The organism is Bacteroidota bacterium (genome assembly GCA_016713765.1).
Lineage (GTDB): Bacteria > Bacteroidota > Bacteroidia > AKYH767-A > 2013-40CM-41-45 > Pollutiaquabacter > Pollutiaquabacter aromativorans.
The window spans coordinates 330,684-347,381 of sequence record JADJON010000001.1 but is presented as its reverse complement, the minus strand read 5'-3'; the positions used below and the strand labels follow the sequence as shown (position 1 = coordinate 347,381).

Annotated in this window: 13 protein-coding genes; all 13 read left to right on the top strand. The window is 58.0% G+C overall.

Features of this window, described 5'->3' with window-relative positions; genetic code table 11:
• The first annotated feature begins 204 nt into the window (after positions 1–204).
• Entirely contained in the window at positions 205–1,032 is an 828-nt protein-coding gene (locus tag IPJ96_01480; protein ID MBK7909019.1) for a hypothetical protein, read from the top strand.
• Positions 1,033–2,385: 1,353 nt separating this feature from the next.
• Positions 2,386–5,010, top strand: a complete 2,625-nt coding sequence (locus IPJ96_01475; GenBank protein MBK7909018.1) for a T9SS type A sorting domain-containing protein — start codon at positions 2,386–2,388, stop codon at positions 5,008–5,010.
• A gap of 332 nt (positions 5,011–5,342) precedes the next feature.
• Complete coding sequence (locus IPJ96_01470; GenBank protein MBK7909017.1) at positions 5,343–5,855, top strand: hypothetical protein; 513 nt, start codon at positions 5,343–5,345, stop codon at positions 5,853–5,855.
• On the top strand, positions 5,852–7,417 hold the full coding sequence (locus IPJ96_01465; GenBank protein MBK7909016.1) for a S8 family serine peptidase: 1,566 nt from the start codon (positions 5,852–5,854) through the stop codon (positions 7,415–7,417). The genes IPJ96_01470 and IPJ96_01465 overlap by 4 nt, the downstream gene beginning before the upstream one ends.
• Positions 7,414–8,124, top strand: coding sequence for a hypothetical protein (locus IPJ96_01460; protein MBK7909015.1), 711 nt, complete (start codon positions 7,414–7,416; stop codon positions 8,122–8,124). Before IPJ96_01465 ends, IPJ96_01460 begins: the two co-directional genes overlap by 4 nt.
• A gap of 200 nt (positions 8,125–8,324) precedes the next feature.
• Positions 8,325–8,567 (top strand): hypothetical protein, encoded by a 243-nt coding sequence (locus IPJ96_01455; protein ID MBK7909014.1) that lies wholly within the window; start codon positions 8,325–8,327, stop codon positions 8,565–8,567.
• 143 nt (positions 8,568–8,710) lie between these two features.
• Complete coding sequence (gene nuoL / locus IPJ96_01450) at positions 8,711–10,600, top strand: NADH-quinone oxidoreductase subunit L (GenBank protein MBK7909013.1); 1,890 nt, start codon at positions 8,711–8,713, stop codon at positions 10,598–10,600.
• A gap of 15 nt (positions 10,601–10,615) precedes the next feature.
• The gene (locus IPJ96_01445) at positions 10,616–12,076 is read left to right on the top strand and encodes an NADH-quinone oxidoreductase subunit M (protein MBK7909012.1); all 1,461 of its coding nucleotides are present in this window, start codon (positions 10,616–10,618) and stop codon (positions 12,074–12,076) included.
• Between the two features lie 19 nt (positions 12,077–12,095).
• A complete protein-coding gene (locus IPJ96_01440; protein MBK7909011.1) occupies positions 12,096–13,466 on the top strand; it encodes an NADH-quinone oxidoreductase subunit N in 1,371 nt (456 codons plus the stop codon).
• A 202-nt stretch (positions 13,467–13,668) separates the two neighbouring features.
• Entirely contained in the window at positions 13,669–14,505 is an 837-nt protein-coding gene (locus IPJ96_01435) for a MotA/TolQ/ExbB proton channel family protein (protein ID MBK7909010.1), read from the top strand.
• A 61-nt stretch (positions 14,506–14,566) separates the two neighbouring features.
• Entirely contained in the window at positions 14,567–15,196 is a 630-nt protein-coding gene (locus IPJ96_01430) for a biopolymer transporter ExbD (GenBank protein ID MBK7909009.1), read from the top strand.
• A 44-nt stretch (positions 15,197–15,240) separates the two neighbouring features.
• On the top strand, positions 15,241–15,885 hold the full coding sequence (locus IPJ96_01425; protein MBK7909008.1) for a biopolymer transporter ExbD: 645 nt from the start codon (positions 15,241–15,243) through the stop codon (positions 15,883–15,885).
• 11 nt (positions 15,886–15,896) lie between these two features.
• The gene (locus IPJ96_01420) at positions 15,897–16,694 is read left to right on the top strand and encodes an energy transducer TonB (protein MBK7909007.1); all 798 of its coding nucleotides are present in this window, start codon (positions 15,897–15,899) and stop codon (positions 16,692–16,694) included.
• Positions 16,695–16,698: the final 4 nt, after the last annotated feature.

The window sequence follows — 16,698 nt, the reverse complement described above, 5'->3', positions numbered from 1 at the left end:
CATCACGCACCTCGTATCTCCCTTCCTCGGTCACGGTCACGCTCCTCGTAACCCATTTCCCTCGCACACCACACCTCGCATCACGCACCTAATTCCATCGGTCTCGGTCTCGCTCCTCGTAACCCCTTTCCCTCGCACCTCGCATCACGCACCTAATTCCCTCGGTCTCGGTCTCGTTCCTCGCAACTCCCTTCCTCGTCCCTCATGTTCTGCCGCCTTGCCCCAACCCCCTCCGGCTTTCTCCACGAAGGCAACCTCTTTGCGTTCCTGGTGCAGGAGGAACTGGCAAAGCGGCACGGGGCTTTGTTGGGTTTGCGGATCGATGATTTGGATCGAGAGCGTTTTCGGCCGGAGTATTTGAGCGATGTGTTTCGGTGTCTGGACGCCTTGGGTATCGTGCCGGCTTTTGGTCCGCGTACGGAGGAGGAGTTTTATACCAGCTATCGACAGGAGCTGCGGCTGTCGCGGTACCGCGAGGTGCTGGAGCAACTGAAGGGACTGGGATTACTCTATGCCTGTCGGTGCTCACGCAAGGCGGTGAGCGAGTGGAAGGGTGCGGGTTGTCCGGGCGGCTGCGCGGAACAGGAGCTGTCGTTCGATGCGCCGGATACATTGTGGCGACTGCGGGCTCCGGAGGAATTCGTGGAGTGGGAGGACGGCTTCCGGGGCGCGGTGCGCGTCAACCTCCGCGAACGGATGGGCGATGTGGTGCTGCGTCGGCGGGACGGACTGCCGGCGTATCAAATCACTTCGCTGACGGATGATCACGATCAGCAGATCGACCTGCCGGTGCGCGGCGAAGACCTCCTCGAATCGACGGCGGTGCAATTGTGGTTGTCGGAAAAGCTGTGGGGCCCCGCGAAGGTGCTGCGGTATCATCATCCGCTCCTGTTGTCGCCCTCGGGCGAGAAGCTCTCCAAGAGCGCCGGTGCGGGTTCGAAGCCGATGGAGTTGAATGCAGAGGTGGTGGAGGCGTTGCGTTTTCGAGCGGCGGGTTTCGGTAGGCAGAGTGCGGTTGGCGGTAGGCTGTAGGCGGTTGGCAGTATGCGGTTGGCAGTAGGCAGATTTCACGCACCTCGCACCTCGCATCACGCGCCAATTTTTCCTCGGTCACGGTCTCGTTCCTCGTAACCCCCCTTTCCACGTCCCTGCCTACGCTAAAGCTTCGGCAGGCAAGCCTCGCACCTCGCACCTTTTTTCCCTCGGTCACGTTCACGTTCCTCGCAACTACTTTTCCTCGGTCACGGTCTCGTTCCTCGTAACCCCACCTTTTCACGTCCCTCCTTCATAGTCGACTGTTGTTACGCCCCTCCGGGGCTTTATTCATGGGAGGCATTATCCTTCCAATAATATTGGGCCCCTCCGGGGCTGGGTGTGTGTTGACTTGTACCGAATTGTTTGGTTTGTTCAGTTTGCAATGGGCAGATTACACGCACCTCGCACCTCGCACCTCGCATCACGCAACTCGTACCATTTTTTCCTCGGTCACGGTCTCGTTCCTCGTAACCCCACCTTTTCACCTCCCTCCTTCATAGTCGACTGTTGTTGCGCCCCTCCGGGGCTTTATTCGTGGGAGACATTCTCCTGTCTATTATGTTTGGCCCCTCCGGGGCTGGGTGTGTGTTGACTTGTACCGAATTGTTTGGTTTGTTCAGTTTGCAATGGGCAGATTACACGCACCTCGCACCTCGCACCTCGCATCACGCAACTCGTACCATTTTTTCCTCGGTCACGGTCTCGTTCCTCGTAACCCCACCTTTTCACCTCCCTCCTTCATAGTCGACTGTTGTTGCGCCCCTCCGGGGCTTTATTCGTGGGAGACATTCTCCTGTCTATTATGTTTGGCCCCTCCGGGGCTGGGTGTTGGGTGAATCGTACAGAATTGATTGGTGTGTTCAGTTTGCAGTTTGCAGATTACACACATCCCGCACCTCGTACCTCGCATCTTTTTCTCCCGGTCTCGGTCACGCTCCTTGCAACTCACCTCGCGGGCTTGAAACCACCGAGGACGCAGAGGTTTTCACAGGACACGAAGGTCAGAAGGCAGAAGCCAGTAGCCAGTACGCAGATAGCAGGTTCCTCGCGCCTATTTTTCCTCGGTCACGGTCTCGTTCCTCGTTCCCTCTTTTCCACGTCCCTCGTCGCTCGCCCCTCGCCCCTCGTCCCTAACCCCCGCACCTCCATTTCCTCGGTCACGGTCTCGTTCCTCGTTCCTCCATTTTCCTCGTCCCTCATTTGTTAATGTCCGAAAACCCTTGATTTTACTGCCTTTCCGGGGTTTTGTTCGCGGAATATTTTTGCGGCATTCGGGGGCCTTTGGTAAATTGATGATCTAAATCCGCTGTCACCACAGCCCAATTCCATTTATCTCTTATAGTAGTAGTCATGACAAAACGAGTTACGTTACTCATTGGTGTCATCTTGTTCTTTGCATCGCCGCTGTTTTCCCAGGTCGATGTGAAAACCGTTGACATGCGAAAAATCAATCAGGCAAAACTGGACGGGAAACTTACCGGCAGGGAGCAGTTCGTCAACTACGACGCTCTCGGAAAGAACCCGGCGCGTGTTGCCGAGAATGTCAACCCGGGAAATTCGGTAAACACGACCAACGGTTGTGCCTGCTGGATTCCCCGCGACTCAACCTGGCAGGTTGCGCAGTTCGACGGTTCGGGCGGCAGCGGCGGTCCGGGTCTTCCGCCCGACTACCGCAACGACGACTGGTCGACCGTCGCGATCCCGCTCGGGTTTCCGTTCGCGTTCTATGACGTGCAGTTGTACGAGGTGTACATCAACAACAACGGCAACGTTTCCATCGGCGCTCCTTACGCGACGTTCACAGCCAACTCGTTTCCGGATCCGACCTATTCGATGATCGCGCCCTTCTGGGCCGACGTCGATACCCGCGGTCCGCTGAGCGGCATCGTGTACTATCAACTGACCAACTCGCACCTGATCGTTCAGTGGGAGAATGTCGGTTATTTCAGTCAGCACGACAGCCTCGGCAACACCTTCCAGCTCATCCTGACCAACGGTTGGGATCCCCTGCTGCCGCCCGGACAAAACGTCGGCTTCTGTTATCAGGACATGCAATGGACCACCGGTGACGCTTCCGGCGGCTCCGGCGGTTTCGGCGGTACGCCCGCGACGGTTGGCGTGAACCAGGGTAATGGCACCGACTACATTCAGATCGGTTTGTTCGACCAGACCGGTGCTTCGTACGACGGACCCTACGGCAACAACGACGGTATCGACGCGCTCGACAACCAATCGTTCGTTTTCAACCTGGCACAAAGCGGCAGCAACGTGCCCCCGATCCTGAACTCGGCACAGGCCTGTGATACGCTGCGCGTCTGCGCCGGCGATACGCTTTTGATCGAAGGTGTGTTCCTCTCTCCGGAGCAGGGACAGATCACCACGGTTTCCACTTCCACCACCATGAGCGGCGTTACGGTGACTTCGTTGCCGGGTAACACCGCCAACTTCACGGTGCAGGTCGTCGCCCAGGCGTCGAACCTCGGACTCAACAACCTCATGATCATCGCGACGGACGATGGTACGCCGGTCGGCGCATCGCAGTTCCCGGTGGTGATCGACGTGCAGCCCTCGCCGGTGGCTACGGTTACCTCGACCAACATCAGTTGCAACGGCGCCAACGACGGCTCAGCCAGCCTGAACATTACGGGCAGCGGTCCGTTCGATATTCTCTGGACGCCCGGTGGTTACCAGACCGCGTCGGTCAGCAACCTGGCTGCAGGAACCTATACGGTCGATATCAGCATTCCGGCCGGTTGTTCGACCACGAACCAGGTAACCATCACCGAACCGGCGGCGTTGTCGATCTCGATGACGGCGCAGGATGTCAACTGCAGCGGCCAGGCCGGCAGCGTGGTCTGTACGGTCGGTGGCGGCACGGGTCCTTACGACTACCTGTGGAACACCACGCCTCCGCAGACCACCAGCCAGATCACGAACCTGACGGCAGGAACCTACACCGTCGATGTAACCGACGCGAACAACTGCACGATCTCCGCCACGGCGGAAGTGCACGGCCTCGCCGGCTTCAGCGCGACGATCAGCACCACGCCGGCGACCTGTCTGGCTTCCGACGGTACGGCGAGTGTGCAGACTACCGGAGGTAGCGGCAACTTCAGCTATTCCTGGAACCCGAATGTAAGCACCGGTGCCACCGCTACAGGACTGGCTGCGGGCATGTACCAAGTCACGATCACCGACAATGCCGACGGCTGTCAGCAGATCGTGACGGGCACCGTAGCCAACAGCTCCGGCATCGTCGCCAGCATCGTTTCCTCGTCCGGCGCGACCTGTCAGAACGGTGAAGACGGATCCGCCACCGCCAGTGGTTCGGGCGGAACAGCTCCATACTCCTACCTCTGGATGCCGAACGGCGACACCACCGCTACGGTGAATAACCTGGCTCCCGGCACCTATACGGTCCAGGTATCCGACTACAACGGCTGTCCGGATTTCGCGACGGTGACGATCGGTTACCTGTTCCCGGCACCGGTGGTCGACCTGGGTCCGGATACCACCATCTGCAACGGCGCCACGCTCACGCTGGATGCCGGTGCGGGGTATCAGTACCTGTGGTCGGACAACTCCACCAACCAGACGCTGGACGTTACCGCAGCCGGTGTGTACTCGGTGCTGGTAACCGACGCGAACAACTGCGAAGCGTTCGATGCGATCACCGTGAGCACGGTGGTGTGCATCCGCTACAACCACAGCACGACGACCCTGGCCCGACGCAGCTTCGGTATCTACCCGAACCCGAGCACGGGCGTGGTGGACATCAACTTCAGCAACGAGTCCGCGGCGGATGTGCAGATCGATGTGGTGGATGTGTACGGAAAGGCGCTCTTCCACGCGTCGGAAAATCTGAAAGCGCATGACCTGCGGAAGTACGACCTCAGCAATCTGTCGCCGGGCATTTATTTCGTCCGCGTATCCTACGGAACAGAAACGCAGTCGATCCGCCTGATCAAGCAGTAAGGCAGTAGCGATATAGTTCAAAAGGGCGAAGGTTTTTCTTCGCCCTTTTTTGTTTCTCGTACTTCGTCGCACCGGGCCTGAAACCACGGAGGACTCAGAGGTATGCACAGAGGTCAGAAGGCAGAAGGCAGTAGCCGGTATGCAGATAGCGCGTCCCTCGTCCGCCCTTTCCTCGCATCCCGCACCTCGCACCTCCATTTCCTCGGTCTCGGTCTCGTTCCTCGTCCCTCCTTCCCCTTCCCTGCCTACGCTAAAGCTTCGGCAGGCAAGCCTCGCTCGTCCCTCGTCCCTCGTCCCTCGCCCCACGTCCCTCGTTTTTCCTATCTTTCGCCATGCGCCGCCTCCTGCTTGCCGCTACGCTGATCCTGCTTGCTTTCGCCGGTCGTGCTCAGAAGCTCGACAGCGAAGTGCTTTTCAAACAGTATTTTTCCAAGAACGCCGACAGCCTCGATGCCATCGAGGGAATTTGGAACGTGTCGACGACCCAGGAGTTTTATCGTTACGATACGCTCTACGATATCCAGACCTTCGCCAAGGCTGCGCGGGTGGCGATCATGAAGAAGGAGGGGAAGTATGATTCCTACAACCTTACGGGCGAGTCGTACGATGTGGAATTCCAGACGACCGATGTGAAGGGCGTGTACCTGTACCGGAATTTCTTCCGCGAGACCAACGAATATTCCAAGACCCAGGCCGTTATCAGCAAGGCCGGCGAGATGGAGTACACCTACGATTTCCCGGACAACTACCTCCGCGTGAAGTTCCAGGACAGCTACGAGGAGGGCACCCGCGTGGTCAACATCCTCAAATGGACCAAGGTCTTTCCCGACGGCAAAAAGAAATGAGTCGAACGCGGCGGTACCTGTTGCCGCTCTTTTTCGTTTTCCTGCTCTCCTCCGCACAAGCCGCGGAGAAGTGGTGGGTTACCTTTCGCGATAAAGGTTCCGCCGATCGCCAACTGATTTCCGATTCCACCGACTGGCCCGTCGACCCGACGTATTTGTCGGCCGTAGCCGCGGAGGTGCGCACGATCACCGGCAAAAGCAACTGGCTCAACGGCGCTGCGGTTGTCGCGACCGGCGCGCAACTGGACCGGCTGCGCGCGCTCGATTGCATCGCCTCACTCGAGCCGATGGCGCGCAGCGAACATGCGCAAAAGCGGAAGCGGGAACATGCGTACCGCAGCCGGCAGCAACTCATCGCGTTGGCGAAGTACCAGACGGAGCGGTTTCGTCCGGAACCGTTCCTGCAACGCGGCTACGACGGTCGCGGTCTCCGCATCGCCGTTTTCGACGCGGGCTTTCCGAACGTAAACACGCATCCGGCCTTTCAGCACCTGCGCGACCGCAACGCCATCGTGGCGACGCATGATTTCGTGACCGGCAAAGAGAACGTGTATGCGCACCACTGGCACGGCACGGCGGTATTGTCGTGCATCGCCGGAAAGATGGACAGCGTTCCGCTCGGTCTCGCCAGCGGGGCGGAGTTCCTGCTCGCACGTACGGAAAGCGCGCTGGGAGAGCCGTTTTCGGAAGAGGAGCACTGGCTTGAAGCGGTGGAGTGGGCGTACGCGCACGGCGCCAACATCATCAGCAGTTCGCTCGGCTATACCAACAAGCGTTATTTCAATTACGAGATGGACGGCCGCAGCAGCCTGGTCGCGCGTGCCGCGAACATCGCCGCCTCGAAGGGGCTGCTCGTGATCAACGCTGCGGGCAACGAGGGCACCGACGACTGGCGGTTCATCGACACCCCCGCCGATGCCGACAGCGTACTGGCCATTGGCGGAACCGAGCCAACGCTGGATGTACACATCGGCTTCAGCAGTTACGGTCCTTCGAGCGACGGACGCCTCAAGCCCAACCTCTGCGCGCCCGGGCGCGTGACGGTGGCGGCGGGGCGCGGTTATCGCGAAGTGCAGGGGACATCGTTCTCCACACCACTCGTAGCCGGCTTCGCGGCCTGTGCCTGGCAGGCGAATCGCGAAAAGCGCAACATGGAAGTGTTCCATCTGCTCGAACAAAGCGGCAGTCTCTTTCCTTATTACGATTACGCGCACGGCTACGGTATTCCGCAGGCGCAACGCGCGCTGGGCGATACCGCCTCCTCGCCGACCTTCGACTTCGTGGTCGTCAACGACGAAGTGAAAGTGGTGCTGCGCGAACAGTTTTCGTATCCCGAGACCGAACGCGAGCTCGGTTATGCGGTGCAGCGCAATCTTTACTACAAGATCTCCGACGCGCTTGGGAACATCCGTACCTACACGGTGATGACCGCCGAGAACAAAGAGGCGCTGCACTTCTACGCCGGCGATCTCCAGAACGGCGACGCGGTCACCGTTCACTTCGAAGGTTATACGTCCTCCTTCGACATCCAACACGACCCGGAAACGACTCCTGAAAAATGAACACACGGAATTTCGTCACCCTGCTGCTGCTGAGTCTGCTCGCGTTCGCGCGCCCGGCTTCGGCGCAGACCATGCTGCTGCACGTCGACCGCGCCGTTGATTCCCTGCCGCAACGCACCGGCCCGAACCTGTCGCGCTTTTCGCACTTGTATGTACAAGCCGGCTTCGTCGCCGGTCCCGATGAGGCCGGCGCGCGCATCAAATACGGCAACTCGATGGATTTCGCCATCGGCTTTCGGAAAAAGTACAAGCTGAGCAGCCTCTATTCGTTCGGCTGGGAACTCGAGCTGCGCGGCATGAACTACCGGCTCGTACAGGATTCGGCAAAGGTGGTACCGAATAACTTTCAGAACGACCGGGAACGCTTGAGTTTATCGGTGGTACAAGTAGGCGTCTACCAGCGGATCAATTTCGACCCGCTGCGGGGCAATCACATGGGCACCTACCTCGATCTCGGCGTAAGCGCCGGGTACCAGGTACTGCAGAACAACGTCCGCAACAAGCTGCCCGACGGCAGTGTGGTCAACGCCAGCATCACCAAGGTTCCGTACGACAACAATTTCGGCGCGATGCTCAACGCGCGGATCGGCCGCGGGCATGTCGCGCTCTACGGTTCCTGGCGGCTGACCGATGTTTTCAAGAGCTCCTACAGCTTCCCCGAATTGCCGCGCCTGACGGTAGGCCTGGAAATAGGACTTTTCCAGTAATTTAAAACATCAAAAACATCTTTTTACACTCTAAAACCCATTTTAAACACTTATTAACCGTGTTTTTCAACAGAGTTCGCAGAAATTAACAGGGTTTATTAACAAGTTCGGTTAATAACATTAAAAAACCCCTCCAAAACACCGCAACCCCAGCGGGTTATATCCGGTTAAATTTGCTGTAATCTCAACAAAAAACGGGTATGTCCCTCTCCAAAGAGCAAAAGAAAGACCTGGACAAGATCGGCCAGGAGCTTCGCAAACTCGAACGATTGTCGGTCGAGAACAAATTGGATCTGGATGTGTTCATGACCTCGTACAGCGATGAGGGATACGACATCTATGCCACCGAGAAAGTGAGCATAGAAGAGCAGGCCTCCAAGCGCAAGAAGGTCTTTGAAAAGGCCGGAAAGCAGAAGACCGAAAAGGTCGCCAAGGCCCGCTGATCCTCCTGAACCGTAAGTAATTAGTCAACCCCCGTCTGCGAACGGGGGTTGTCGTTTCAAGTCGCCGGGTCCGGGCCCGAAGTGCGCCAACTGGCCTCCAATACCGGATTAGTACTACTTTTGCCCCCTCATTTGTCCCGACCATGATTGATTGGATTTGGCTGGTGCCCGTGTTCCCGCTTCTGGGATTCCTGCTCATCAGCCTGGGAGGAAAACAACTTCCGAAGCAGGCGGCGGGTTTCATCGGCTCCGCTACCGTACTGGCCTCGTTCCTGATCTCCCTTGGCACCTTTTTGCAACTGCCAGCGGAGCCCACGACTGTCACGCTCTTTCCGTGGATCCACGCGGGTAATTTTCACGTCGATTTCTCCTTCCTCGTCGATCCCGTATCGGCGGTGATGTTGCTCATCGTAACCGGCGTCGGTTTCCTTATTCATGTGTACTCGATCGGGTACATGAGCCACGACGAAGCCTTTGCGCGTTTCTTTTCCTACCTCAACCTCTTCGTCTTCTTCATGCTGTTGCTCGTGCTGGGCGACAACTACCTGGTGTTGTTCACCGGCTGGGAAGGCGTGGGTCTTTGTTCGTACCTGCTGATCGGCTTCTGGTTCAAGCATCCCGAGTACAACAAGGCGGCGAACAAGGCCTTTATCATGAACCGCATTGGTGATCTGGCGTTCCTGTTGGGCATCATCCTCACCTTCGTACACTTTGGGTCGATCACGTTTTCCGAAGTGTTCCCCATCGCGAAGAACGCCGCCACGAATCAGCCGGTGATCATCGCGATCACGCTGCTCTTCTTCATCGGCGCCACGGGCAAGAGCGCCCAGCTCCCGCTCTATACCTGGCTGCCCGACGCCATGGCGGGTCCGACACCGGTCTCCGCGCTCATCCACGCCGCGACGATGGTGACCGCCGGCCTCTACATGGTCGTGCGCTCCAACCTGCTTTATTCGGCCGCGCCCTTCACGCTGGAGATCATCGGGATCGTCGGCACGGCAACGGCGCTCTTCGCCGCGGCCATCGCGCTGACACAAACCGACATCAAGAAAGTACTTGCGTATTCGACCGTCAGTCAGCTCGGCTACATGTTCGCCGCGCTCGGTTGCGGCGCGTATGCCAGCTCGCTCTTCCACGTTACGACGCACGCCTTCTTCAAGGCCCTCTTGTTCCTCGCGGCAGGATCGGTGATCCATGCTATGGGCGGCGAGCAGGACATCCGCAAGATGGGCGGGCTAAGGAAGAAGCTGCCGATCACGTACGCGGTCTTCCTGATCGGCACCCTCGCCATCGCGGGTGTTCCTCCATTTGCCGGATTTTTCTCGAAAGACGAGATCCTCGCCTACATGTGGGGACACAACCGCGTCCTCTTCTTCTTCCTGGCGGTCACTTCGGTGATGACGGCTTTCTACATGTTCCGGCTGTTCTTCCTCACCTTCTTCGGCGGTTTCCGCGGAACGCACGAGCAGGAACACCATTTGCACGAGAGTCCGGCGGCGATGACCTTCCCGCTGATCGTGTTGGCGGTCTTGTCGACGCTCGGCGGCTTCATGGGTTTGCCTTCGATCTTCAGTCATCACCACGCGCTGCGCGAATTCCTGGAGCCTGTTGCGGCCAACGCCTCCTTGATGTCGGTCGAGCCTTCGCACTTCTTCGAATGGGCGCTGATCGCCACCTCCCTGGTGGTCCTGGCCATCGTGATCGTATACGCTTACAACCGCTACGTGAAGCGCGCGAACGTGCCTTCCGGCAGCGAGCAGGAGTGGGACCAACTGTCCCGCTGGTCGTATCATAAGTTCTACGTCGACGAGTTCTACGACGCGCTCTTCGTGCGCCCGTTGCGCGCGTTGGGCGGATTCTTCGGTCGCGTATTCGATCCGCAGGTGCTCGACGGCGCGGTTACCGCTGTCAGTGCCGGAGTGAACGGCGCGAGCGGACTGCTGCGCCGCGTTCAGGCCGGTGGCATCGGCTTCTACATCTTCCTGATGGTCTTCGGCATCATCGCCATTCTTGTATACAACCTCGTGCTGTAAGCGAATTCCTCTTCCATGCTGTCGATCCTCATCTTTCTTCCACTGGTAGCCGGGCTTATCGCAGGCTGGAGCGGCCGCAACGCGCGCACCATCGCGCTGGCGGCGGCAGTGGCCGAATTCCTGTTCAGCGTCTGGTTCGCGTTGCAGTTCAACGCAACAGGCGGTACACAATTCCTCGAAGATTACTGGTGGGTGCAGGGACTGGGCATCAGTTATAAAGTGGGCATGGACGGTATCAGCCTCCTGCTGGTGTTGCTGACCACCTTCCTCACGCCGCTCATCATACTCTCCGCCGCCGGACAACAGCAGGAACGACCGGGTTTATTGTACGCGCTCATCCTCGTGATGGAAGCGGCGTTGATCGGCGTCTTCTGCGCGCTCGACGGATTCCTCTTCTATGTATTCTGGGAACTCGCGCTCATCCCGATCTACCTGATCTGTCTGATCTGGGGTGGAAAAGACCGGCTGCGCATCACATTGAAGTTCTTCATCTATACCCTGCTCGGCAGCTTGTTCATGCTTGTCGCGCTGATCTATCTGCGCCAGCAAACGCCTGCTCATTCGTTCGACATCCGGCAGTTGTATGCCTTGCATTTGTCTCCGGCGGAGCAGACCTGGATCTTCTGGGCCTTTTTCCTGGCCTTCGCGATCAAGATGCCGGTGTTTCCTTTCCACACCTGGCAACCCGATACCTATACCGATTCGCCCACCCAGGGCACGATGCTGCTCTCCGGCATCATGCTGAAGATGGGTGTTTACGGCCTGCTCCGCTGGCTGCTGCCCATCGCGCCGGCCGGCGTAGCGGAGTGGGGGAACGTAGCCATGATCCTTTCCGTGATCGGCATCGTGTACGCGTCGCTGATCGCCTGGTCGCAGCAGGACTTCAAGCGCCTGATCGCTTATTCGTCGATCGCCCACGTGGGATTGATTTCCGCCGGCGTCTTCTCCCTCACGGTGCAGGGCTTCCAGGGTAGTGTCATGCAGATGGTCGCTCACGGCGTGAACGTGGTCGGCCTCTTCTTCATCGCCGAGATCCTGATGCGCCGCACGCATACGCGCGAACTCGATCACCTTGGCGGCATCCGCAACGTAGCGCCGCAGTTCGCGACCTACTTCGTGATCCTGCTGCTGGCGTCGGTCGCGCTGCCGTTGACCAACGGCTTCGTCGGCGAATTCCTGCTCATCAACGGCGTGTACCAATACAACGCCTGGATGGCGGCCGTTGCCGGCCTGACGGTGATCCTCGGAGCGGTGTACATGCTCAACGCCTACCGCAGGATCTCGCTCGGGGAGACCGGCTCGCGCACGCACAGCTTCGACGACCTTACCCTCAACGAGAAAGCCGTATTGATCCCGATCGTTGCGGTCATCTTTATCACCGGTGTTTATCCCAAACCCTTGCTCGACCTGGTAGAGCCTTCCGTACGCGCCTTGCACGATCTGGTCGTGCAGTCGGGTGCGCTCTCGCTGCGTTGATCCTTCCTACGCGACCCGCATGAATACGCTGATCATACTAGCCGGGCTGGGCCTGGTGCTCCTCCTGACCGAGATCTTCAACATCCGGAAAGGCCAACTCGCGTTGATCCTGATCGGGCTGGGCGCGGCGCTCGCAGCCGACGTTGCCGACTGGAACGCGCCGGTGAGCCTGTTCAACGACATGATGCGCGTCGATCATTTCTCCGTGGCGTTCACGGGCGTGATTCTGGCGGTGTCGTTGTTGTGGTTCACCTTCTCCTCTTCTTACTTCGACGAACCCTCGAGCCGGGTCGATCATTTCGCCCTGCTCATCTTCGCGATCACCGGCGCGGTCGTGATGACCAGCTTTTCGAACATGATCATGTTGTTCCTGGGCATTGAGATCCTGTCCATTTCGCTTTACATCCTCGCGGGTAGCAACAAGAGCAATCTCGCCTCAAACGAAGCGGCCCTGAAGTACTTCCTCATGGGCAGTTTCGCGACCGGCTTCCTGCTCTTCGGCATCGCCTTGTTGTACGGCGCCACCGGTTCGTTCAACATCGCGGTGATCGCCGAAAAGATCGCGGCCAACGGACTCGACCAGCCGGTCATGATTACCGCCGGACTGTTCCTGATGATGATCGCGATGGCGTTCAAAGTATCGGCGGCTCCGTTTCACTGGTGGGCGCCGGATGTTTACCAGGGCTCGCCGACCGTCATCACAGCGTTCATGTCGACGGTCGTGAAGACGGCAGCCTTCGCGGCCTTCTTACGACTCTTCAGCGGCGCATTCGCGTCGATCGCGATCAATTGGAGCGAGACGCTGTTCATCATCTCGGCGCTCACGATCGCGATCGGCAACATCACCGCCGTTTTCCAAACCAGCTTCAAGCGCATGCTGGCCTATTCCAGCATCGCGCATGCAGGCTATATGACCATGGCCTTGTTGTCGCAGCAAGGTCAGTCGGGCGGTTCGCTCTTGTTCTACACGGCCGCTTATAGCGTGTCTTCGCTCGCCGCTTTCGCGATCCTCTACCTGGTGAGCAACAAAACCGGTAATGAGCAACTCGAGGGATTCAACGGTCTGGCTTCGCGCAATCCGTTTCTCGCCGCCATCACGGTGGTGGCCATGTTGTCCCTGGCCGGAATCCCGCCCACGGCCGGATTTTTCGCCAAATACTACATTTTCACGGCAGCGATGGAAGCTGGTCATGCCTGGCTGGTCATCATCGGCGTACTCGGTTCGCTGGTAGGCGTGTATTATTACTTCCGTCCGCTGATCGCCTTGTTCCGCGGCACATCCGACGCCACCATCGAGCTTCCGACGGCCACCAGGATCTTCCTGATCGGTACGGCGGTCCTGGCCATCGCGCTGGGCCTGGCGCCGGGCTATTTATCTGGACTTTTGTAACAGATAATCAGGACTTTGTAAAGGTGTCGGCGCAATGTCACGATTGCGTTAAATCGGTGGTTGTCCGGTTTTGGATATAAGGGGAATTTCCTATACTTGCTCCTCCAAAAATTTTAAAAAATCAAAGAAATAGAACGACCGCAGGGTCGTTTATTCGTGTAGTATCCTCGTCAAAAAGAAACATTTAACCAACAAGCATAACATGAGCAACAAGCAATCTAAAGCTGGTGGAATACAAGGTCTCTTTGCCGCACTGGTTATTCCGCTGTGCCTGGTCCTGGGAATCGTCATCTGGAATTTCATCATGGGTAATCCCAGCGGTTTCGAAAACAGCGATCCGGAAAAAGGTCCCCTGCCCAAAGAAGTAATCGGCACGCTCAACCACTACCTGGCCGTTATGTACAAAGGTGGTTTCGTCGTACCGATCCTGCTCGGTTCGTTCTTCACCGTTGTGGTCTTCGCTATCGAGCGCATGATCACGATCGGCAAGTCCAAGGGCACCGGTTCCGTAGAAGGCTTCATCATGCGCATCCGTCCGCTGGTAGCATCCGGCAACCTCGACGGAGCGAAAGCGGAGTGCGCCAAGCAGCGCGGTTCGGTTGCTAACGTTGTCAGCGCCGGCATCGACATGTACCGCAGCATGCAAGCCGACCGCGAGTTGGACAAAGAGCGTAAGATCATGGCTATTCAGAAAGAGCTGGAAGAAGCCACCACCCTGGAGCTTCCGATGCTTTCCAAGAACCTGGTCATCATTTCGACCATCGCTTCCATCGCGACCCTGTTGGGTCTGTTCGGAACGGTACTCGGGATGATCCGGGCGTTCTCGGCGCTGGCCACCGCCGGTGCTCCGGACGCCGTAGCCCTGTCGACCGGTATCTCCGAGGCGCTTATCAATACCGCGCTCGGTATCGGTACCTCAGCCCTGGCCATCATCCTGTACAACTACTTCACGACGAAGATCGACAGCATCACCTACGGCATCGACGAGGCCGGCTACACGATCGTACAGTCCTTCGCTTCCACGCAGAAGGGCCACTAAAAACAGGCTTTCCGTGTGTGGAATATACCTGCACGGGGACTCCTACCATACGTCGTAACTAATGCCGAAAATCAAGATACCAAAGAAGGGTCCTTCGCTGGACATGACCCCGATGGTCGACCTGGCGTTCTTGCTGGTGACCTTCTTCATGCTCACCACGAAGTTCCGCCCGGACGAGCCGGTGGTCGTCGATCAGCCCTCCTCCGTCAGCGAGATTCCGCTGCCGGACAAAGGGGTGATCCTGCTGACGATCGACAAGGGTGGCCGGGTGTTCTTCAACGTAGAAGGACAGCAGTTGCGCCGCAGCATCATCGAGAAGATGGGTGAGCGTTTCAACGTCACCTTCGAAGAGAAGGAACTCAAGCGATTCTCCGTTCTCTCTTCGGTGGGCATGCCGATGAACCAGATGAAGGAATACCTCTCGGCCGACGAAGCCAGGCGGAAAGAGATGAACCTCAGCACGCCCGGCATTCCGAAGGATTCTACGAACAACGAGCTGGCCATGTGGGTGAATGTCGCCCGTAACGCCGCTCCGCGTGCCAGCATCGCGATCAAAGGCGACCGCGAAGCCGACATTCCGACCATCAAGCGGGTCATCTCGATCCTGCAGGATAATAAGGCGAACCGTTTCGCCCTGATCACTAACCTCGAAGGCGCACCCACGGCGGAGCCCGCCACCGATAAACAGTAAACCGCTGCGACGGGCAACCGTCGCGCAAGCCGGGAACACGAACCATGGCAGAAGTACAACAGCAAGAAGGCGGTAGCGACAAGGGCAAACACAAAAAGGTCCGCGCCAAGAAATCGTCCACGCACATCGACATGACGCCGATGGTGGACTTGGCGTTCCTGCTGCTCACCTTCTTCATCCTCACCACGACCTTCAGCAAACCGAAGACGATGGATATCACCATGCCGGTGAAGGATAAGATCTTAGACGAGGAGCGCACCAAAGTCCCCGCCTCGCAAACCCTTTCGCTTCTCCTTACCGAGAACGATCGCATCATCTGGTACATTGGGGAAGACGATCCCGCCAAACCGCCGTCCACCAACATCGCCGACTACTCCCAGGACGGAGCGAAGAGCATCCGCAAGATCCTCCTCGAAAAGAACAAGCTGGTGATCGACCAGGTGAAGCTGGTGGAAGACTCCGTCAAGGCCGGTTTGATCCCGGATACCGACGAAGACATCAAGCGACACAAGTCGGCTGTGAAAGCGGCCGAAAAGAAAGGCCTGATCGTGCTGATCAAGCCGGACGATAAGTCGAAGTACAAGAACCTGGTCGACATCCTCGACGAGATGCTGGTCTGCAACGTTGGCCGTTACGCCATCGTGGACCTCTCGGACTCGGAGAAGACCCTCATTGAAAACACGAAATAACCGCCCGAAGCATGAAGTTGTTCTCCTGGGATAACGCGGTGAACCCCGATCGGGTCGAACTCGTGTTCGAACACCGGAATAAGGAATTCGGAGCCTACGTTCTCCGCAGTAAATATCAGCGTCGCATCCTGACCGCGATGCTGATCTCGTTCGTAGCCGCGATCGTCTTCTTCCTGCTCCCGCAGCTGATGACACTGCTCTCGAGCGTTAAGTTCAACGACAAGTCGACGGTGACCGAAGTGGTCACGCTGGCCGAGCCGCCTCCGATCGACAAATCGACGCCTCCGCCTCCGCCGGTGATCCCGCCTCCGCCGGTGCAACAGACCATCAAGTTCACGCCGCCGAAGGTTGTGAAGGATGAAGAAGCACAGGAACCTCCTCCCACCCAGGAGGAAGTAAAGGAAGTACAGGTATCCACCGTTACGCAGGAAGGTTCGAAAGATGTTGTTGATCTTCCTCCGGACAATCCCGTTGTGGGCGATCCGGATGAGGGTAAGATCTTCACCGTGGTGGAAGAGATGCCGAGTTTTCCGGGCGGGGAAGAAGAATTGTTCAAGTATCTCCAGCGCAACATCAAATATCCGGCGATCGCACGCGAGAACGGCATTTCCGGTCGCGTGTATGTGACCTTCGTGGTCGATAAGGACGGCAAGATCAAGGACGCCAAGATCCTGCGCGGCATCGGCGGAGGTTGCGACGAAGAAGCGCTTCGTGTCGTGCGCAACATGCCCGAATGGAAATCCGGTCGCCAGAACGGTCGCCCTGTGCAGGTGCAGTACAACCTGCCGGTAAACTTTACGCTTAAATAAGACA

What these genes read in the sequence shown, in the direction of transcription:
- IPJ96_01425 (MBK7909008.1), top strand. Translation starts at nt 15,241, where the DNA reads ATGGCAGAAGTACAACAGCAAGAAGGCGGTAGCGACAAGGGCAAACAC.
- IPJ96_01445 (MBK7909012.1), top strand. Translation starts at nt 10,616, where the DNA reads ATGCTGTCGATCCTCATCTTTCTTCCACTGGTAGCCGGGCTTATCGCA.
- IPJ96_01460 (MBK7909015.1), top strand. Translation starts at nt 7,414, where the DNA reads ATGAACACACGGAATTTCGTCACCCTGCTGCTGCTGAGTCTGCTCGCG.
- IPJ96_01440 (MBK7909011.1), top strand. Translation starts at nt 12,096, where the DNA reads ATGAATACGCTGATCATACTAGCCGGGCTGGGCCTGGTGCTCCTCCTG.
- IPJ96_01430 (MBK7909009.1), top strand. Translation starts at nt 14,567, where the DNA reads ATGCCGAAAATCAAGATACCAAAGAAGGGTCCTTCGCTGGACATGACC.
- nuoL (MBK7909013.1), top strand. Translation starts at nt 8,711, where the DNA reads ATGATTGATTGGATTTGGCTGGTGCCCGTGTTCCCGCTTCTGGGATTC.
- IPJ96_01465 (MBK7909016.1), top strand. Translation starts at nt 5,852, where the DNA reads ATGAGTCGAACGCGGCGGTACCTGTTGCCGCTCTTTTTCGTTTTCCTG.
- IPJ96_01475 (MBK7909018.1), top strand. Translation starts at nt 2,386, where the DNA reads ATGACAAAACGAGTTACGTTACTCATTGGTGTCATCTTGTTCTTTGCA.
- IPJ96_01480 (MBK7909019.1), top strand. Translation starts at nt 205, where the DNA reads ATGTTCTGCCGCCTTGCCCCAACCCCCTCCGGCTTTCTCCACGAAGGC.
- IPJ96_01435 (MBK7909010.1), top strand. Translation starts at nt 13,669, where the DNA reads ATGAGCAACAAGCAATCTAAAGCTGGTGGAATACAAGGTCTCTTTGCC.
- IPJ96_01420 (MBK7909007.1), top strand. Translation starts at nt 15,897, where the DNA reads ATGAAGTTGTTCTCCTGGGATAACGCGGTGAACCCCGATCGGGTCGAA.
- IPJ96_01470 (MBK7909017.1), top strand. Translation starts at nt 5,343, where the DNA reads ATGCGCCGCCTCCTGCTTGCCGCTACGCTGATCCTGCTTGCTTTCGCC.
- IPJ96_01455 (MBK7909014.1), top strand. Translation starts at nt 8,325, where the DNA reads ATGTCCCTCTCCAAAGAGCAAAAGAAAGACCTGGACAAGATCGGCCAG.